Origin of the sequence: Pseudomonas sp. QD4 (assembly GCF_049199125.1) — a bacterium.
Classification (GTDB): Bacteria; Pseudomonadota; Gammaproteobacteria; order Pseudomonadales; family Pseudomonadaceae; genus Aquipseudomonas.
The window spans coordinates 303,432-322,272 of sequence record NZ_JBLZOM010000004.1; the positions used below are offsets into that span (position 1 = coordinate 303,432).

The following is an 18,841-nucleotide window of genomic DNA, read 5'->3' on the forward strand; positions in this document are numbered from 1 at the left end:
GTCAGGGCGATCCAGCGCTCCACGGTGTCCCGCAGGCGGTAACCCAACGCCGCCTTGAACCCCTTCACTGGCGGGTCACGCTGGGGGTGAACAGGTAGCCACCGTTGCGCACCGTGCGAATCATCGCCGGACGCTTGGTGTCGAACTCCAGCTTGCGGCGCAGGCGGCTGACCTGCACATCGATGCTGCGATCAAAGGCGTCGTGAGCGTGCCCGCGCGCCAGGTCCAGCAACTGCTCGCGGCTGAGGATGCGTTGCGGGTGCTCGACAAACACCAGCAGCAGGTCGAACTCGCCGGCCGAGAGCGGGATCATCACCTGATCCGGCGAACGCAGTTCGCGTCGGGTGACGTCCAACTGCCACTCGGCAAACTGGATCAAGGGCCGTGGCACCTCGCCGAGCAGCGGTCGGTTCTCGCCGGCACGGCGCAGCACGGCACGTACCCGGGCCAGCAGTTCGCGGGCGTCGAAGGGCTTGCTCAGGTAATCGTCGGCGCCCATCTCCAGGCCCACCACCCGGTCGCTCAATTCCCCCATGGCAGTGAGCATGATCACCGGCGTCGCGTGCAGCAGCCGCAGGCGTTGGCACAGGGTCAGGCCGTTGTCGCCAGGCAGCATCAGGTCGAGGATGATCAGGTCCGGCACCTGCTGCGCCAGCGCCGCCCACAGCGAGGCGCCATCGGTGGCGACCGCCACCTGATAGCCGTGCTGGACAAAAAACTTCTTCAGCAGCGCGAGGACCTCAAGGTCGTCGTCCACGATCAACAGACTGCTCACCAGCGGGCATCACTTCAGGTCGGAAAGAGCCGCTATCTAAAACCATTCGGCCCGCTCCGTCATATATTTCAACCCGGTAACAAACCGTCAGCGGCGCAACAAAGCAGACATCTTTGCGCAAGGTGCGGCTGCCAGGATCGGCGCACTTTCCTGGAGACTGCGCGCTCATGCCCTCACTGACTCACTCCCTGGCCCCGGCCCGTCACGCCGCCCTGCTGTTGACCCTGGCTTACCTCACCGGCTGTAGCAGCCATCCGCCAGCCGGCAGCGATCCCTGTGTCCAGAGCGCCACCTCGGTGTACGACCCGGCCGAGCCGCTCAACCGTGGCATCTTCGCCTTCAACCGCACGCTGGATAAATACGCCCTGGCCCCCGTTGCCCGGGGCTACCGGCAGTTGCCGGATGTGATGCAACAGGGTGTGCATAACTTTGCCAGCAACTTCGGCGAGCCCAAGGTCCTGATCAACGACCTGCTGCAGGGCAACCCGCAGCGCTCGATCAACACCCTGGGGCGCTTTGCGGTCAACAGCACCGTGGGCGTGCTGGGCCTGATCAACGTCTCCGACCCGATCGGCATCCCGCGCCACACTGCCGACTTCGGCCAGACCTTCGGCGTGTGGGGCATCGGCAACGGCCCCATCGTCGAACTGCCGCTGCTGGGCAACGGCAACAGCCGCGACTCGGCGGGCAAACTCCTCAGCTTCTTCGTCGACCCCTTTGGCGATCACAGCGACACCGTGCAAACCCTGGGCACCGTGGCCACGGTCGGCGGCATCGTCGACGAACGCGCCGCCCTGCTGCCGTTGACCGACAGCCTGGAAAAACTGCCGGACTACTACAGCGCCCTGCGCAACGTGGTCGCGGAACACCGCACCGCCTTTATCGAAGAAGGCAAGCAAGGGGCCACCGAGCCCGCCCAGCACCGCTGCCCCGGAGCCAACGCCGATGACTTCTGAACGCCCCTGCCTGATGCTCCTGCAACGGGTGGCCAAACACGCCGACGCCACCCTGCACTGCCGCGAAATCAGCCTGCAACTGGCGGCCGACTCGCAGCACCTGATCCTCACCCGCTACAACGAACGCTACAGCCCCGAAGGCATGGAATGGGTCGAACGCCGCCACCGCGTCAGCATCACCGACCTGATGCGCTGGGTGATCGAACACGGCCAGGCGCTGGAACTGGAACACAGCAACGAACCGCGCCGGGTGTCGGCCTAAGAGGGGCTCGGGCTTCACCACTGGGCGAAGGTGACCCCACCGGGGATTTTGCTGGAGGTGGTCATAGGGCACCTCCGAAGATTTTCGGCAGGCCAGGGAAGGAAGTCAGCGGCAAAAACCCATGCGTTCCTGTGTATAGAGCCAGCATGGATTTGTGGCGCCTATGCGCCCAGTGTTTGCGGGTTCACGGGCCCGGCCGCTGAATTAACAGCGGAACATCAAACCTAGTGCGGGCTTCACACGGCTAAATCGAGGCTTTGACGCTAGATATTTCACGCCTCTTCAGCCGACGACGCCTTTGTCCCCCGTCGAACTTCCCGACACACCACCGCACTCACCGCCAGACACCCCGCCGCCACTGAATACACCCACACCGACGGCGCCACCGGCAATAACACCCCGGCCAACAATGGCCCGATCCCGGCGCCGATATCGCGCCACACGGCGTTGGCGGCCAGGGCGCGTACCCGCCCGGGGCCGGGGTGGCATTCGGCAACGACGGTGACCACCAGCGGCAGTTGCAGGGCGCGCAGGATCAGGACCAGGGCGCCGCCGACGATCAGCCAGTGCCAGCCGAAGCCGATCAGGGCGATGGAGGTGAGCAGGGAGAAGACGATAAGCATGCGGGTGGCGCCCCAGCGTTGTGCGGCGAGGCCGCCGAGGGGGCTGAGGAGCATTTCCGAAACGTAGCGCAGGGCCAGGAGTACGCCGGCGACCACCACGGCGTCGCCAGCCATCAGGTGTTCGGCTTGCAGGGAGAGGCCGATGATAAACAGGCCATCGAGCACCAGGCCTTCGATAAAGGACCAGACGGCGACGCTGTCGGGACGTTGAAAGCGCCGCGGCGAGCTGGCCAGGGGGTGGGGTTTGGCCGGCAGGCCGAAAGACAGCCACAGGCCGAGCAGCGAGGTGGCGGCCATGACCAGGAAGATCAGGCGCGGGCCGTACTCCACCGTCAGCAGCGCACCCAGGGGCAGGGCCAGCATCGGCCCGGTGGCGATCAGCGCTCGGGAGCGGCCGGTGCGGCGGGCTGCGCCGCTGGGTTCGGCGGTGGCCATGACTTGGGTCGACAGGTTGAGCGCGGCATAGGACAAGCCCCAGCCCAGGCGCAACACCAATAGCCACCAGAACCCGGACAAACTGGCGTAGCCCAGGGCACAGAGCGCGGCGGTGCCGGCGGCCAGCAGGCAGATCGGGCGGTCGCCGTGGCGCGCATAGAAGCGCATCACGTAGCTGTAGCCAAAGATCCTGATCAAGCGGTTGGCTGCCAACAGCAGCCCGGCTTCGGCCAGGCTGACGCCAAAGGCTTCGTGCTGCATCGGCAGCAGCAGGTACAAAAGGGTGTCGCCGGGCAGGCAGAGGCCGAGGATCGACGCGGCGCGGGCTGAATCTCGATCAGTGCTGCGGGTGCTGCTGGGGATGGCATCGGGCATGGGCTGGGCAACCGGGCAAAGGCGGCCTTCAGGGTGGCGGCAAGCACCCGCGCTGACAAACGCTTTAATTGCGCCCTATATGTGACTAAATTAGACCCATGATTGCCGACCTCCCCCCGTTGAATGCCGTTCGCGCCTTTGCCGCCGCCGCTCGCCACGAGAGCTTCAGCCGCGCGGCCGAGGAGCTGCACGTGAGCCACAGCGCGGTCAGCCGCCATATCAAGTTGCTCGAAGAGCACCTGGGGGTGCTGCTGTTCGAGCGCCGGGTGCGGCAGTCGATACTGACTCCCGCCGGGCAGGCGTTTTATGAGCAGGTCAGCGTGGCCCTGACTCAGATCGCCAGCGCCGCCGCGTCTTTGCGCCAGGGTGCGGCACTGCGCAAGGTGACGCTCAATGTGCGGCCATCCTTTGCCGTGCGCTGGCTGATCCCGCGCTTGCCGAACTTTATGGCGCAACAACCGCAGATCCAGCCCGAAGTGGTGACCAGCACCCAACACCCCGACCCGGCGCGGGAAACCTTTGACCTGGTGATTCGGCGCGGACGGGCCGGCTGGTCGGCGGCGCTGCAACCGCAGCGGCTGCTGGAGGACGAAATGCTGCTGGTGGCTGCCCCCGCACTGCTGCACAACACCCCGCTGGCCAGCGCCCGCGACCTGGGCCGACACACCCTGCTGACCAGCCGCACCCGTGCCACCGACTGGAGCAAATGGACCGCCCACTGCGGCCTTGCGCCCCTGGGCAGCCCGCCTACTCTGCAGTTCGACCATATGCATTTTGTCCTGCAGGCCTGCGTCGATGGCCTGGGCCTGGCCCTGTGCCCGGCCTCGCTGTTGGGCAAGGACCTGGCCAGCGGCCGCCTGGTGTGCCCGTTGCCGACCTTGCACCAGCCGCTGCCGCGCTATTACTACGCGCTGTCGCCGGAAGCCGGGGCTGATGCCGAGCTGTTTATCCAATGGATGCGCGCGCAGATCGAGCAGGACGCACTGGATAACGTGGCCCAGGTGCCGGTAGCGCCTTGATGCCGCGACCCGGCTGACAGCAATCAGCGACCTGCCCGGCACCACGCACAGCTTGATCTGACAATTCTTCGACATCCTCTACGGTAAGATTCACGCCTGTGTTTGCCCTGTGAGCCCCGATCGTCCATGCCCCTGACTGCACCTGTTACCACCGCCCTGCCCCCTGTGCTGGCCGGCCCGCTGCTGCGGCGCCTGCAACCCACGCGCCTGGTGCTGTGGCTGGTAGGGTCGCGGGCGCTGCCACTGTCGCTGCGCTTGCAGGTCGCCGCGGGCGAGCCGGCGCAGAACATCGCCCTGGACGCCCGGCAGTGCCAGGTGATCGCCGTCGGCCAACAGGCGTTCATCCACCTGATCGACGTCACCCTGGAGGCAGCCCTGCCCCAGGACGTCGCCATCGGCTACGACCTGCTGCTCGACCACGGCGATGGCTCCAGCTCCGGCATCGCCGACTGGGCGCCGCACCTGCTGTACGGCCAGGCGCGCGGCCCGGAGTTTGTGCTGCACAGCCGCCTCGGGCAGTTGCTCCACGGCTCGTGCCGCAAGCCACACCACCCGGCCAATGACGGTTTGCTCTGCGTCGACCGCCTGCTGGCCGAGGCCCCGGCGCCCGAGCAGCGCCCAGCCCTGCTGATGATGAGTGGCGACCAGGTGTACGCCGACGATGTGGCCGGGCCGATGCTGCGGGCGATCCATGCCCTGATTGCACGCCTCGGGCTGTTCGACGAACACCTGGAAGGCGCAGTGGTGGATGACAGTGCCGCGCTCTACGGCCACCGCGCCAGCTACTACCACCGCGCCGAATTGCTGCCGGCGCTGAAAAGCAACGAGACCCTGCGCGAACGCTTTTTTGGCGGGGTGAAAAAGCCGATTTTCACCAGCAGCAGCGCCGACAACCACCTGGTGACCTTCGCCGAAGTGCTGGCGATGTACCTGCTGGTGTGGTCGCCGCTGCCCTGGACCCTGATCGCCCCGTCACCACCGCAGTTGCTGCCCGCAGAGCAGGCCCGCTACCGACGCGAGCAGCAGCATATCGACGGTTTCGTGGCCGGCCTGGGCGGCGTGGCGCGGGTCATGGCGCACCTGCCGTGCCTGATGATTTTCGACGACCACGACATCACCGATGACTGGAACCTCAGCGCGCAATGGGAAGAAACCGCCTACGGCCACCCGTTTTCCAGACGCATCATCGGCAACGCACTGCTGGCCTACATGTTGTGCCAGGGCTGGGGCAACAACCCGGACGCGTTTCCCGCGCTGCTCGAACAGACCCGGGCCCTGAGCAGCACCCCACAGCAAGGGCACCTGAACGCCGCCGCCCAGGATCAACTGATCGATGAGCTGCTGCGCTTCCAGCACTGGCATTACGTGCTGCCGACCACCCCGGCGCTGGTGGTGCTGGACACCCGCACCCGGCGCTGGCGCAGCGAGTTCAACCTCGGCCAACCCTCGGGCCTGCTGGATTGGGAGGCCTTGAGCGAGCTGCAACAAGAGCTGCTGGACCACCCTTCGGCGATCATCGTCTCGCCGGCGCCGATCTTTGGCGTGAAGTTGATCGAGACCGTGCAAAAGGTCTTCAGCTGGTGCGGCTACCCGCTGCTGGTGGATGCGGAAAACTGGATGGCTCATCGCGGCTCGGCCCAGGTGATCCTGAATATCTTCCGCCACTCGCGGACCCCGGGCAGCTACGTGGTGCTGTCGGGGGACGTGCATTATTCATTCGTGTACGAGGTGCTGATCCGTCACCGCAAGAGCGGACCGAGGATCTGGCAGATCACCAGCAGCGGCATCAAGAACGAATTCCCCCCGGCCCTGCTGGAATGGTTCGACCGCCTCAACCGCTGGCTGTATTCGCCGCGCTCGCCACTGAACTGGTTTACCAAGCGCCGACTGATGCGGGTCATCCCGCACATCCCCGAACGTGCCGAAGCCGGTGAGCGGCTGTGGAACTCAGCGGGAATCGGCCAGGTTTTTTTCAATGAACAGGGACAACCGCAGCAGATTTACCAGCACAATGCCGACGGCTCGGCGCCGACGCGGATGGTCGCGCCGGATGAGCCATCCAGCCGCTGAGCCGGCCCGGTAAAACACCTTCGCCCCTGCCCCTTGCGAGCCCCGCTGCTGATGAAAATCCTCTTCACCACCCTGGCCCTGCTGTTGCTCGGGGTACTGTTCACCGGCACCTACCAGACCATGGAGGACGGCTACGCCGAAACCCGGTTCTTCATCAAGAAGTCGCCGACCCTGCGTATCCGCTTCGAGAATATTTTTGCCTACGAGGCAGACGACAAGTCCCTGGTCGAACTCGACCACGAGCAACGCCAGCAGGTGATCGATTACTGCCGGTATCGCCTGGGCATCGTCACTCAGTTGCAGAGCCAGGAGCAGCTGGAGCGGTGCAAGGCGCGATAAGGCTCAATCACGCCTCGACTCTTCAGTCGCAACGCCGGACATCCGCTGCGGCGCGGATGTCGGGGTGAAATCAGCCGGCGCGGTGCACTGGCTTTATCGCAGTCAAAAACTCATTGACCACTTTCAGAACCCACTCTTTGGCCTTTTGAGTATTGGCCAACTGCGCTTTGTCTGCGTCCTCGACAAAGCCTGGGATATGTTCGGGAGCAAGTTTGACGATAAAAGCGGCGGCATCATCGGCGGCAGATCTCTTATTGAACTCGTGCTCCAAACGCGCCATGGAAGCCGCGAATATTGAACTTTTCATCAGTTGCTGACTGCGCTCCGTCAGTTCAGCGATGTTGTTTGACTGATTGATGATCAGGAATATATCGAAGGCATCTCGCAAGCGCTTTCCAAAACCAACCGAGCGTCCCTTGGACGAAAGGAAGCCGGCTTCGGTGGCGAAAGGCACCTTCAGAAAGGTTTCCGTTCCATCCATGGCCAGCCCCGATACCACCTGATACCTGGCTTCTTTTTCAGTGAAGATCACATCCGTGCCCGGGGTCGCGATGGACTCATAACGCCCCCACTGCATAATCAGGTCGGCTGAATCATCCGCATATTTCCTGTGCAGAAAATCCACATGAAAAATCATCGGTTCATTGTTGACCACCAGCTTTCTGTACACCTGGAACGCGTTCTTTGGCGCCCGCATATACCCCGAGTCCTTAACCATTGAGTCCAGAGCCCGAATAACATGCTCTTTGCTCAGCGCCGCATTCAGAATGATGTCGACGTCATACGTGCCCGTATGACGAATGGGCTTGGCGTTGAACAGGTAAGGGATCCAGCCGCCAATCACCGCATAGTCGATGGTTTCACGATTGAGCAACCCGGCCACTTCCAACAGCATGGCCTGCGCTGCTTCCTGTTCGCTTGCAAAGCTATACGTCATGTTCAATCCATCCTTATTGAATAGGGCTTATTGCTGCAGGGGCTGGCACCAGGCGCGGATCTGCTCACTGCATCAAGGCCGGGCATCGGCGCTGCAATAGTCGGCTTTTTCCAGCTTCACTTCGTCCGGCAGGGCATTGCCCTGGCCGTCGATCTTGCGCAGCAGCGCCAGGCATTGCTGCTGGGTGTCATGGATAAACACCAGTTGGTAGTTGACCCCGGCTTCGGGGGTGAAGCGCACCGACTGCGCGCAGCTGTAGATCAAGTCGCTGTTTTTGGGGCGCTCATTGTTGCTGAACATCAGGGCGAACGGCCGGTTGGCGGGTATTTTCAGCTCGTTGGCGCCGAAGTCGTCGCTGCGCCGCAGGCGGTCGGCCTCGGCGCTCATGGGCATGCCCAGGGAGCGGAAGTTGGGGTTGGGGCGATTGCCGTGGGGACGGACCATCAACCCCGAGTCGGGCTTGCGCCAGTCGATGCAGTCGCTGCTGGGCACGCCGCGAACAATGCCTTTGGCGATGATGCGGATTTGCGCAGTGGGCCCGCTGCCTTCCGGCAAGCGATAGCTGACGGTGGTGGCCTTGAGTGTCGACAGGCGGGTACAGCCACCCAGGCCCAGGCCCAACGCCAGACAGAGCAACAACAGGGATGTGGGTTTCATCGTTCGTCCTTGAGCATGGCGGACGGCTGCCAAGGGGTGGCAGCCATTGAAAAAGATCGGCAATCCTACCTCAGGGCCACAGGCCGCTGAGGAGTTTTTACCGGGGCACCGATTGCCGGCGCCTGCTCTTTCTTTCGCCAAAGGCGCGGACGGCGTTGCCTGTCAGGCAGACGCCGGCACGGGGTGACACGCGGTGAGCGCAATCAGTAACGCGCATCCACCGGCTTTTTATCCTTGGGCCAATCCTTGACCTTGTCCGGGAAGTCGGGACGCGGCTGGTGGGAGAAGTATTCGGCCACGTCCAGCGCTTCCTGGTCGCTCAGGCCGCCCTGGCCCAGGGGGAATTTTTCATGGAAGCCGATGGGCATGTTGCGTTTGACAAAGGCCGCGGCGGTGTTGGTGCGAGCCATGCCGGCACCGATATTGAACGACTGCTCGCCCCACAGCGGCGGGAAGATCAGGCTGCCGTCGGCGCGTTTCAGGCCTTCACCGTCGGCGCCATGGCACACCGCGCACTGCTTGGCGTAGACCTGCTGGCCGCGTTCCGGGTTGGGGGTCAGCGACGGGTCGATCTTGCCGACACCGCGCCCGGCCACTTTGTCTTCGGGCTTGGTGTTGTTTTTCATCCAGTCGAAGTAGGCCACCATCGCCTGCATGTCCGTGCCCTGCACCGGCAGCGGCTTGCCGTTCATCGAGCGACGGAAGCAACCGTTGATGCGCTCTTCCAGGGTGATGGTCTTGCCGGCCCGCGGCGCATAGCCAGGGAAGAACGCCGAAACTCCGACAAAGGGCGAGCCGTCGGCCACGGTGCCGGCGTTGAGGTGGCAGCTGGTGCAGTTCAGGGAGTTGCCGACGTTGTCCGGCAACAGCGCCTTGGTTTCCAGATGCAGGCGCATGCCACGCACCACTTGCTCGGCGTTGGGTGCGGCCAGCAGATTGGCCAGGCGCGGGGTTTCGAACAAGGTGCTTTCAACCGTCGGGCTGAGCTGGGCACGCATGGCCTTGACCTGCGCGGGGCTGATGGCCGAGCCGGTGTTGCCCCAACTGCTGCGGACAAAACTGAGGATCTCGGCAATCTCTTCATCCGCCAGCTGGGCAAAGCCCGGCATGGTGTAGACCCGTGGGTGGGCCGCGGTTTGCGCGGTCTGCCAGCCGGTCAGGGTGATGTGCAGCAGCGAGGTCGGGTTGGCCGAGGCGATGCTCGGGTTACCCGCCAGCGCCGGGAACATCTGCGGCACGCCGCCACCGTCCTGGCGATGGCAGTCGGAGCAGAACTGCGCATAACCCAGGCCGCCACGCGAACTGAACAGGTTGCTCGGTGGCGCGGCCGGGGTCAGTGGCTGGGACGGCATCGGCAGGTCGTCTTTGCCAGCCGGCAGGGACTTGAGGTAGGCGGCGATCGCCGTCAGGTCTGCATCGGAAATATGCTGGGTGCTGTGGTTGATCACATCGGCCATGTTGCCGGCCACGGTGGCGAAGCGGTTCTGCCCGGTTTTCAACAGTTGCACCGTGTCTTCCACGGTCCACAGGTTCCGCAGGCTGAGGGCGCGCCACTCTTCCACGGTCTCGCCGGCCAGGTAATGCTCGCCGCCGGACTCGTTGTCGCTCATGGCCTTCTCCTGGAAGGCGATGCCGCGCGGCGTGTGGCAGGAGCCGCAGTGGCCCAGGCCCTGGACCAGATAGGCGCCACGGTTGAGCTGGGCGTCTTTTTTCGGGTCAGCTTCGAACTCTTTGTTGTCGACAAACACCAGGTTCCAGAACCACAGGCCCCAGCGCTGGTTGAAGGGGAAGCCCATGTCGGCTTCGAGGTTGGCTTGCGCCACCGGCGCCACGCCGTCCATCAGGTAGGCGAAGAGCGCACGCATGTCCTCTTCGGTCATCTTGGCGTAGGACGGATATGGCATCGCCGGGTACAAATGGCTGCCGTTGGGGGTCACGCCTTCGCGCATGGCGCGGTCGAACTGCTCGAAGCTGTAGCGGCCGATGCCGGTGTCCGGGTCGGGGGTGATATTGCTCGAGTAGATGGTGCCCATGGGGGTTTTCAGTTCCAGGCCACCGGCCATGATCGCCCCGCCCTTGGCGGTGTGGCAGGCGATGCAGTCGCCCAGTTGCGCCACATACAGGCCGCGCTCGACCAGGGTTGGTTCAGCAGGGGGGGTGGTCTGGACAGTAGCAGGTGCCGGTATCGGCTCATTGCCTTGGACGGAGTGAACGCAGAGCAACGCCGCGCCAAGAATGGCCAAGCGTGACAGAGAGAAAGCCATCAGGTTATTCCTTTAAGAACTGCCTGGAGTGGTCTCCTCGGCAGTTATCGGCATCTATTTTTATGGGTATCACCGGGCACGTGTCCACACGGACCGGGGCGCACAACCTCACGGAGTTGCGCATAAAAGTGTTTTACAGGCATTTCTCTGATGGCAGTTTGATATGGATCAGCTGCCGTGCACCTGGGGTGAAAAAGCGCCGTTCGTGGCTCCAGCGCAGCACTTGCATTCCGCAACGGCGGCGCCCGCGTTACCCTGGCGCTCGCCGTCCGATCATCGTCGTGAACAGGGAACCGTATGCCGACCAGTGCTGAAGCGTTTTGCCAACGGGCGATTGCCTACCTCAAGGTCCAGGCGCCCGCCTCGGACGTGATCGAACTGACGCTGTCTCCCGCCGACAGCCCAATCCTCCAGCCTTTTGCCCAGGACCTGCTGGTGGCGTACCTGGTGGATGAAGGCGAGTCATTTGCCTATGTGCAGCAACGGCACCTGGATCAGGCCGGCATCAGCCCGCAGGCACTGCACCTGATCGGCCTGCGCAACCTCGCGGCCCTGGCCGAGGAACGGGCTGACGTCCGGGCCCACGGCGAGCTGTTTGCGGTGCTGCTGGACGGCCATTTTGAGGCCAGCCTGCTCCTGCTGGATGAATTCTGGTCGCAGTGGTACGCCCAACTGCTGCCCAACGGCGCCATCGCCGCCCTGCCGGCGCGGGATGTGCTGGCCTTTACCGACGCCGCCAACACCACCGGCATCGCGCAACTGCATCAACTGTGCGAACGCCTGCAGGGCGACATCAGCCACCCCCTGACCTCGACCCTGTATCGCCGAAACCACTTCACCTGGGAGGCGCTGCATGAAACCGCCGATCTGTGACCTGTGCCACAACGACTTTCGCTGCGAGTACGGTCATCGCGGCACAGGCGGCGGCGCGGTGTCATTCGCCGACTTCCGCGCGTTGCCCGAGGGCGCCGCGGGCCAGGCGCACGGCTTGGAGTGGTTTTGCGACGAGCACCTGTCCAGCGCCCAGGCCCTGGCCCATCTGCCCCATGCAGTAGCCATGGAGCAATTACGAGCCGAGCATGGCCCCTTCCCCGAGTACCCGCCGTTGCCCGCCCTGAACCCTGCGCTGTGGGTCATCGATGTCGGGCCCCAGCCAGCGAAAGTGTTCAGCCTGCTGCGCCAGGCGACGCGGCTCAGCCCGCAGGAAGCCAAACAGCGATTGGCCGAAGGCGTGTTCCAGGTGCTGGACGCCTGGCCGGCAGCGCTCGAGGTCTGGCAGCAGGCATTGGTCGAAGCGGGGGCAACGGTCGAGATTCGTTACCCGTCGTCGCGTAATATCCAGCTGTTTTGCCGTTGAGTTGGGCACGCTGAGCCCGCGCGAAATCACCTCAACCTTCAGGAACAGGATGCGCCTTGGACATTGCCCGGTTGTTGAAAAAGCGCCAGTTGAACGTGCAGGAGCAAAACGCCCTCGCCGCCCATGCCTTGACGACGTGCGCCTTGCACTGGCGCCAACAGGGCCTGCCGCCGGCGCTGCGTGAGGCCGGCGCCGCCCGGGGCGTCGACTGGGCGCGCAGCATCCTGCTCAGTCTGGAACTGGACTTCCCCGGCATGCCCGGCCTGTGCGGCGAGCTGATCGACCAGAACGGGCGCTTTATCGAGTTCGAACTGGAAAGCCAGCCGCCGCATGAGCAATTGCTGAGCGTGGAACAGTGGCAGGACATCACCCAGCAGCAGGACTTCGCCCGCCATGTCAAAGGCATCGGCATGGGCCGAGGCGCCATTGCCCGGGAGGTCTGGCGAACGCTGGTTCCAGGTGCCCTGCGCAACCGTTACAAGGCGGCCTTTGTCCTGGCGCTGGGCAGCACAAAATCCCTGGGCGACAGTGGTTGGGAGTTTGCCCCACCGCTGCCCATCGATCCCCGTGTGGCGCAGCACTTGGTGCGGCGCCTGCACTTGCAGGCCAAGGAGAATTACCTTGGGATCGAGGAATTCGAGGGCGAGGACATGCAAGCCTCGGTGATCCATGACGAGGCGTTCGGCATCGCCGAGATTGCCTTCAAGACCTACAGCGAGGCCGCCCTGAAAGCCGTGACCCACGCCTGGCACAGCGAGCCTACGGGCAGTACCGAACTGTTTGTGCCGTCCCGGGAAGCCGAGGCGGATTGAAACAGGTGGTCAACGCCTGACGGCCCCCAACTCACTGAAGGTTTTGCACACACGCCATGTATGTCCTGCAAGCACTGATCGCCCCACCTGTGGTCTTCACTGACGCCTTGTTCAACGCCTGCCCAAGCATCGAGTTGCCCCAGGGGCTGGCGTTGCTGCCGCTGAGCCACGCGCTGCTGGAACGCTTCGGGCTGCCAGTGCTGCCCATGACCGATGGCGAATACCTGCCAGAAGCCTTTATCCAGCAACTCGCCGTGGCCGCTCGCCCCGCGCCGCTGGTCTATGTGGAAGCCGAACACTTCGCGGGAGGTGGGTCTCAGGCTTGTCTATTGTTCAGTGACGGAGGGCTGCGTGAGAGCCGGGTGGCGCCCGACGCACTCAATGCTGCCCTGGGGTTTCTCGGGGTCTGCGCAGGCGAAAAAGACGTCGATGGCTTTGCTGCACTGGGTTTGGGGCGCCATCGACATACGGAGGAGTGGCTGCCCTGAAGGCTCCCCTCAAGGGTTGGAGCCACTCGCTCAAGGGTCAACACCGTACCTGTCGCGAGGAAGCTTGCTCCCGCCTGGCCGGAGCTGACACACCTGTGCGCTGCGGCTGCCGATACCGGGACTGCTGCGCAGTCCAGCGGGAGCAAGCTCCCTCGCCACAGGGGGACGGTTGTTCGATCTATTGGGCAGCACTTTATAACGGCTCATGGGCCTGCTTGGCCGGTTGATCCCTGTCATTCAGAAAGCCATTGCTTGGTCTATGGTCATCAAAGCCGTTCAAGGGGCAGCGCCACTGGTTCAAGGACCCACACCGGACCTGTGGCGAGGGAGCTTGCTCCCGCTTGGCCTGAGCTGACACACCTGTGCACTGCGGCTGCCGATACCGGGACTGCTGCGCAGTCCAGCGGGAGCAAGCTCCCTCGCCACTGGGGGCCGGTTGTTCGATCTATTGGGCAGCACTTTATAACGGCTCATGGGCCTGCTCGGCCGGTTGATCCCTGTCATTCAGAAAGCCATTGCTTGGTCTATGGTCATCAAAGCAACGCCGTTCAAGGGGTAGCGCCACTGGTTCAAGGCCCCACAACGGACCTGTGGCGAGGGAGCTTGCTCCCGCCTGGCCGGAGCTGACACACCTGTGCGCTGCGGCTGCCAATACCTGGACTGCTGCGCAGTCCAGCGGGAGTAAGCTCCCTCGCCACTGGGGCGGGTTGTTCGCCCTGGCAGTTGGCGACCCAGGCCAAAAACCCGGGAACTTCCCCCACCGCCAGCCACTCACTTTTCTGACCATCGCTGATTGACCACAAGGCCTGCCCCTCATGTTTGAACACCTCGACCTCAACGCCCTCCTCGCCACATACGGTTACTGGGTGGTGTTTATCGGTTGCCTGCTGGAGGGCGAAACGGTGTTGATTCTGGGCGGCATGGCGGCGCACCAGCAGGTGCTGAAACTGTGGCCGGTGATTGCCTGGGCCAGTGTCGGCGGGATGCTGGGGGACCAGATGCTGTTCTGGAGCGGGCGTTACTTCGGCGCGCGGCTGTTGCCCAAGCTCAAGCGGCACCAGGCGGCGATCGAGCGGGTCCAGGGCTTGATCGAGCGCTACCCCTCGACCTCGGTGTTTGCGGTGCGATTCCTCTACGGTATGCGTCTGGTCGGGCCGATGGTGATCGGCGCCAGCCGGCTGTCACCGTGGCGCTTCACCCTGTTGAACATGCTCGGCGCTGCGGTCTGGGCCACGCTGTTCGTCACGGCCGGGTACTGGGCCGGTGAGGCGCTGGAACACTTTCTGGGCAATCTCAAACCCTATCGTTTGCCCATCTTTATCGGGGTGGTGCTGCTGTTTGTCGCCGCGGCGCTGATTCGCCACCGGCGGGCCAAGGCTCGGCAAGCGGCCTGAGCCTGGCACCACGGCGCACCCGACCGCCTGGGCGGACGGGCACACACCCGGACCTCAGCGCACCGGCGGTGCGTACTGAATCCCGCCGTTGTTCCACAGCGCATTGAGCCCGCGCTTGATTTTCAGGCGGCTGCCCTGCCCCACGTTGCGCTCGAAGACTTCGCTGTAGTTACCCACCTGTTTGACGATCTGCACCACCCAGTCGCGGGGCAGTTTCAGGTCCTTGCCGTACTCGCCATCAGCCCCCAGCAAGCGGGCGATGTCCGGGTTCTGGGTGGACTTGGCCTGGGCTTCGACGTTGGCCGAGGTGATGCCCATTTCCTCGGCGTTGAGCATGGCGAACAGGGTCCACTTGACGATGCTGAACCACTCGGCGTCGCCGCGCCGGACCAGGGGGCCGAGGGGTTCCTTGGAGATGATTTCCGGGAGCACGATAAAGTCGTCCGGGGTGGCCATTTTCAGGCGCTGGGCATAGAGCCCGGACTGGTCGGTGGTCAGCACGTCGCAGCGCCCGGCCTCCAGGCCCTTGGCGCTTTCATCGGCGGTGTCGAAAGTGATGGGGGTGAATTTCAGGCCGTTGGCGCGAAAGTAATCGGCCACGTTGAGCTCGGTGGTGGTTCCGGCCTGCAGGCACACGGTGGCGCCATCCAGCTCCTTGGCGCTGGTGACCCCCAACTTGTTGTTGATCAGGAAACCGATGCCGTCGTAGTAGGTCACGCCAGTGAATACCAGGCCCATGCCGGCATCCCGCGAGCTGCTCCAGGTGGTGTTGCGCGAAAGAACGTCGATCTCACCGGCCTGCAACGCGGTGAAACGCTCTTTGGCCGTGAGCTGGCTGAACTTCACTTTCGAGGCATCGCCAAACACGGCGGCAGCCACGGCGTGGCACACGTCGACGTCGAGACCGACCATCTTGCCCTGGGCATCCGGCACGCCGAACCCCGGCAGGCCGTCACTGACGCCGCACTGGATAAAACCTTTCTTGTGGATGCCGTCGAGGGTCGCCCCCGCCTGGGCGGTGGCCGTGGCACCGAGCAAGGCGGCAGCGGCGAACAATGCGAGGGTGGATTTAACTGGGTTCATGCAACATCTCCATTTTTCTTCTTGTTCGGCACGTAAGTCCTGAGCCGGGTAGGTTCACCGGCCGCAACGGCGCTGTGGCTCGTCGCGTGCCCGCAAGCGCGCAAGGGTGGTGCGGTGCTCATCCTTCAAACCGGATAAGGCTTGAAATCTTCGAGGCCGGCCAGTATTAGTCGGTTGCCGCCGGTTGAACAAACGATGTTTCGGCAACAGCCCGTTCCGCCCAGGAATGAACTCCCGCCCCCCGCACCAGGACAGCCTGTGATTTCCAAACGCCTGACCCCCTCCATGACAGCCCTGCAATGCTTCGAAGCCGCCGCCCGCCACCTGAGTTTCACCCGCGCCGCCGAGGAGCTGCACCTGACTCAGAGCGCGGTGAGCAAGCAGGTGGCGCAACTCGAGGAGATGCTCTGCCAGAACCTGTTCGAGCGGGTACGCCAGCGTCTGTTCCTGACCCCGGCCGGTTCGCTGTACCTGGCCGAGGTGCACAAGATCCTGACCCAGGTCGACATTTCCAGCCGCTACATCCAGACCTATGGCGGCGAAACCGAAGTGCTGCGGATCGCCACCCAGCCGACCTTCGGCGACCGCTGGCTGGTGCCCAGGCTCAAGCATTTCGCCCAGCGCCACCCGCGCATTCACCTGGAGATCCGCAACGAGCTGGAGCCCTTCGATGTGTTGCAGGCCAAGGCCGATATCGCCTTTTTCTACGGCCAAGGGTCGTGGCCGGGGGCGACCTGCATCGAACTGTTTCGCGAAGCCGTGGTGCCGGTGTGCGCCCCGGACTTTGTCGCCGAGCACAGTTCGCCATCGGCGCAGCACACCCTGCTGCAATGCACCTCACGCCCCGAGGCCTGGCACCAATGGTTCCTGGCCCAGGGCCTGCATTCGCAGAACAGCTATCACGGGCCGCGCTTCGACACTTTTTACATGTGCATCCGCGCGGCCCAATGCGGTTATGGCGTGGCGCTGATCCCGCGGTACCTGGTGGCCGACGAACTGGCCCAGGGCACCCTGGTGATTCCCTGGGACTACCCCTTGCCCAGCAGCGGCGCGCACTTTGTCGCCCACGCCGAACACACCGCGCAGATCCCCAAGGTCAAGGCCTTCCTCGACTGGATAGTCGAAGACGTGGCGCGGGATGCGGCCACACATTCGGAAATTTCATACTGACCCGGCGACTTTATTTCGTTTGCGACAAGCACCGGCTGTTGGCTTAGATAGCGCCACGTTCCAGGCAACCAGAGCCCCTCAGCATGAGCAGCGAGACCATCAGCCGTTCGATTTCCATCGTCCATCCGATCCTTCTCAGCCACGGCAAAAATGCCGAGGTCTGGGATGGCGACGGCAAGCGCTACATCGATTTTGTCGGCGGCATTGGCGTGCTCAATCTCGGGCACTGCAACCCGCGGGTGGTGGCGGCGATCCGGGAGCAGGCGGGCAAACTCACCCATTACGCGTTCAACGCCGCCCCCCACGGTCCCTACATCGACTTTATGCAGCGCCTGGCAGACTTTATCCCCGTGGGTTACCCGGTCAGCGGCATGCTCACCAACAGCGGTGCGGAAGCGGCGGAGAACGCCCTGAAAATCGTGCGCGGCGCCACTGGGCGCACGGCGATGATCGCTTTCGACGGCGGCTTCCACGGCCGCACCCTGGCCACCCTCAACCTCAACGGCAAGGTCGCGCCCTACAAGCAGAAGGTTGGGGTGCTGCCGGGCCCGGTGTATCACCTGCCCTTCCCCAGCAAGGACAATGGCGTCAGCTGCGCCGAGGCCCTCAAGGCCATGGAGCGGCTGTTCAGCGTGGAAATCGATGTGGCCGACGTCGCCTGTTTCATCGTCGAGCCGGTCCAGGGCGAAGGCGGCTTCCTGGCCCTGGATGCGGAGTTCGCCCGGGCCTTGCGACGCTTCTGCGACCAGCATGGGATTGTGTTGATCGTCGATGAAATCCAGTCCGGATTCGGCCGCACCGGGCAGCGTTTCGCCTTCTCGCGCCTGGGCATCGAGCCGGACCTGATCCTGCTCGGCAAAAGCATTGGTGGTGGCGTGCCCCTGGGGGCGGTGGTCGGGCGCCGCGAGCTGCTGGACAACCTGCCCAAGGGCGGCTTGGGCGGCACCTACTCCGGCAACCCACTGGCCTGCGCGGCGGCCCTGGCCACTCTGGACGAGATGAGCGATGAACACCTGCAACTATGGGGTGAGCGCCAGGAGCAGGCGATTGTCGAGCGCTACCAGCGCTGGCAGGCGCAGAAAATTTCGCCTTACCTGGGACGCCTGACCGGGGTCGGCGCCATGCGCGGTATCGAGTTGGTCACCCCTGAGGGCGCACCGGCGCCCGAGCAACTGAGCGCGCTGCTGGCCAGCGCCCGCGAAGCCGGCCTGCTGTTGATGCCCAGCGGCAAGGCGCGGCACATCATTCGCTTGCTGGCGCCCTTGACCATCGAGCCCGAAGTGCTCGAAGAAGGGTTGGATATCCTTGAGGCCTGCCTCGCCGGCCTGGCGTAGGTCAGAGGCCCTTGAGCAGGCTGCCCCGGGTGACGCGCCGGGGCTTGCGCCTGATCAGCCCCGGCACGCCGCAGATCACAAACAGCAGGCCCAGGCCGCCGATCACAACCGGCGTGGCCCACAGGGCCCAGGGGTCATCGATGATCGCGCTATTGGCCGGACGCTCGGGGGAATACAGGACCCGCACCGGCTGGCCGATCTGGTAACCGAAGATAAAACCGCCCTGGGGGTAGGAAATTTTCTCGCCAGCGATGCTGGTGAAGTCGATCTGCGGGTGCGCGCCGCCCGCGTTCAGTTCGCTGACCAGGCCCTGGGCCACTTTCGCCTCGGAGACAAAGTCATAACGGTCGCTGGCGACCTTGCCGGCGATCAACAGCAGGCCGGCGCCGATCAGGGTGATCAACAGGCTGGAGAACATCCCGCCGGAGCGCGAGTGAGGGGCGTAAGCCATAAGCGGTCTCGATACTCATCCGTTGAAGAGGCGGCCACCA

At 64.1% G+C, this 18,841-nt stretch carries 19 protein-coding genes; 12 read left to right on the top strand and 7 right to left on the bottom strand.

Annotated features, from left to right (window positions below):
• Nucleotides 1-64 precede the first annotated feature (64 nt).
• Nucleotides 65-775: a response regulator gene (locus ACOZJV_RS24410; protein ID WP_201127763.1), complete on the bottom strand. Its 711-nt coding sequence runs from the start codon at nt 773-775 to the stop codon at nt 65-67.
• Between the two features lie 167 nt (nt 776-942).
• Between ACOZJV_RS24410 and ACOZJV_RS24415 the strand changes: the two genes are divergently transcribed.
• Nucleotides 943-1,731 carry an MlaA family lipoprotein gene (locus ACOZJV_RS24415; protein ID WP_421548691.1) on the top strand — a complete coding sequence of 263 codons (789 nt, stop codon included), beginning with the start codon at nt 943-945 and terminating at the stop codon, nt 1,729-1,731.
• Entirely contained in the window at nt 1,721-1,993 is a 273-nt protein-coding gene (locus ACOZJV_RS24420; protein ID WP_078472349.1) for a hypothetical protein, read from the top strand. The genes ACOZJV_RS24415 and ACOZJV_RS24420 overlap by 11 nt, the downstream gene beginning before the upstream one ends.
• A 272-nt stretch (nt 1,994-2,265) precedes the next feature.
• Here the strand turns inward: ACOZJV_RS24420 and ACOZJV_RS24425 are convergent, their stop codons facing one another.
• Complete coding sequence (locus ACOZJV_RS24425) at nt 2,266-3,426, bottom strand: MFS transporter (RefSeq protein ID WP_421548692.1); 1,161 nt, start codon at nt 3,424-3,426, stop codon at nt 2,266-2,268.
• Between the two features lie 98 nt (nt 3,427-3,524).
• On the opposite strand from ACOZJV_RS24425, the gene ACOZJV_RS24430 reads away from it, so the two are divergent.
• The 3 genes from ACOZJV_RS24430 (at nt 3,525) to ACOZJV_RS24440 (ending at nt 6,854) form a co-directional block, all read left to right on the top strand.
• Nucleotides 3,525-4,445, top strand: coding sequence for a LysR substrate-binding domain-containing protein (locus ACOZJV_RS24430; protein ID WP_421548693.1), 921 nt, complete (start codon nt 3,525-3,527; stop codon nt 4,443-4,445).
• Nucleotides 4,446-4,571: 126 nt separating this feature from the next.
• Nucleotides 4,572-6,515, top strand: a complete 1,944-nt coding sequence (locus ACOZJV_RS24435; protein WP_421548694.1) for an alkaline phosphatase D family protein — start codon at nt 4,572-4,574, stop codon at nt 6,513-6,515.
• 51 nt (nt 6,516-6,566) lie between these two features.
• Complete coding sequence (locus ACOZJV_RS24440; RefSeq protein ID WP_078472353.1) at nt 6,567-6,854, top strand: hypothetical protein; 288 nt, start codon at nt 6,567-6,569, stop codon at nt 6,852-6,854.
• Nucleotides 6,855-6,924: 70 nt separating this feature from the next.
• Here the strand turns inward: ACOZJV_RS24440 and ACOZJV_RS24445 are convergent, their stop codons facing one another.
• The 3 genes from ACOZJV_RS24445 to ACOZJV_RS24455 all read right to left on the bottom strand — a co-directional run bounded on the left by ACOZJV_RS24445 (nt 6,925) and on the right by ACOZJV_RS24455 (nt 10,712).
• Nucleotides 6,925-7,791, bottom strand: a complete 867-nt coding sequence (locus ACOZJV_RS24445; protein ID WP_421548695.1) for a hypothetical protein — start codon at nt 7,789-7,791, stop codon at nt 6,925-6,927.
• A 72-nt stretch (nt 7,792-7,863) separates the two neighbouring features.
• On the bottom strand, nt 7,864-8,448 hold the full coding sequence (locus ACOZJV_RS24450) for a hypothetical protein (protein ID WP_421548696.1): 585 nt from the start codon (nt 8,446-8,448) through the stop codon (nt 7,864-7,866).
• Nucleotides 8,449-8,651: 203 nt separating this feature from the next.
• Nucleotides 8,652-10,712, bottom strand: a complete 2,061-nt coding sequence (locus tag ACOZJV_RS24455; protein ID WP_421548697.1) for a c-type cytochrome — start codon at nt 10,710-10,712, stop codon at nt 8,652-8,654.
• A 297-nt stretch (nt 10,713-11,009) separates the two neighbouring features.
• Here ACOZJV_RS24455 and ACOZJV_RS24460 point away from each other — a divergent pair, with 297 nt between their 5' ends.
• The 5 genes from ACOZJV_RS24460 (at nt 11,010) to ACOZJV_RS24480 (ending at nt 14,763) form a co-directional block, all read left to right on the top strand.
• Nucleotides 11,010-11,585: a DUF1444 family protein gene (locus tag ACOZJV_RS24460; protein WP_078472357.1), complete on the top strand. Its 576-nt coding sequence runs from the start codon at nt 11,010-11,012 to the stop codon at nt 11,583-11,585.
• Nucleotides 11,566-12,069, top strand: a complete 504-nt coding sequence (locus ACOZJV_RS24465) for a hypothetical protein (RefSeq protein ID WP_421548698.1) — start codon at nt 11,566-11,568, stop codon at nt 12,067-12,069. The genes ACOZJV_RS24460 and ACOZJV_RS24465 overlap by 20 nt, the downstream gene beginning before the upstream one ends.
• A 56-nt stretch (nt 12,070-12,125) precedes the next feature.
• Nucleotides 12,126-12,881, top strand: a complete 756-nt coding sequence (locus ACOZJV_RS24470) for a hypothetical protein (RefSeq protein WP_421548699.1) — start codon at nt 12,126-12,128, stop codon at nt 12,879-12,881.
• 56 nt (nt 12,882-12,937) lie between these two features.
• Complete coding sequence (locus ACOZJV_RS24475) at nt 12,938-13,369, top strand: hypothetical protein (protein ID WP_421548700.1); 432 nt, start codon at nt 12,938-12,940, stop codon at nt 13,367-13,369.
• Between the two features lie 815 nt (nt 13,370-14,184).
• Nucleotides 14,185-14,763, top strand: a complete 579-nt coding sequence (locus tag ACOZJV_RS24480; protein WP_421548701.1) for a DedA family protein — start codon at nt 14,185-14,187, stop codon at nt 14,761-14,763.
• 54 nt (nt 14,764-14,817) lie between these two features.
• Here the strand turns inward: ACOZJV_RS24480 and ACOZJV_RS24485 are convergent, their stop codons facing one another.
• Nucleotides 14,818-15,846: an amino acid ABC transporter substrate-binding protein gene (locus tag ACOZJV_RS24485; RefSeq protein WP_421548702.1), complete on the bottom strand. Its 1,029-nt coding sequence runs from the start codon at nt 15,844-15,846 to the stop codon at nt 14,818-14,820.
• A gap of 261 nt (nt 15,847-16,107) precedes the next feature.
• Here ACOZJV_RS24485 and ACOZJV_RS24490 point away from each other — a divergent pair, with 261 nt between their 5' ends.
• Together ACOZJV_RS24490 and ACOZJV_RS24495 are read left to right on the top strand one after the other, a co-directional pair.
• Entirely contained in the window at nt 16,108-17,016 is a 909-nt protein-coding gene (locus tag ACOZJV_RS24490; RefSeq protein ID WP_178102982.1) for a LysR substrate-binding domain-containing protein, read from the top strand.
• An 83-nt stretch (nt 17,017-17,099) separates the two neighbouring features.
• Nucleotides 17,100-18,350, top strand: a complete 1,251-nt coding sequence (locus ACOZJV_RS24495) for a 2-aminoadipate transaminase (RefSeq protein WP_421548703.1) — start codon at nt 17,100-17,102, stop codon at nt 18,348-18,350.
• A gap of 1 nt (nt 18,351) precedes the next feature.
• On the opposite strand, the gene ACOZJV_RS24500 is transcribed toward ACOZJV_RS24495, so the two are convergent.
• Nucleotides 18,352-18,801, bottom strand: coding sequence for a DUF3592 domain-containing protein (locus ACOZJV_RS24500; RefSeq protein ID WP_078472363.1), 450 nt, complete (start codon nt 18,799-18,801; stop codon nt 18,352-18,354).
• Between the last annotated feature and the right edge of the window lie 40 nt (nt 18,802-18,841).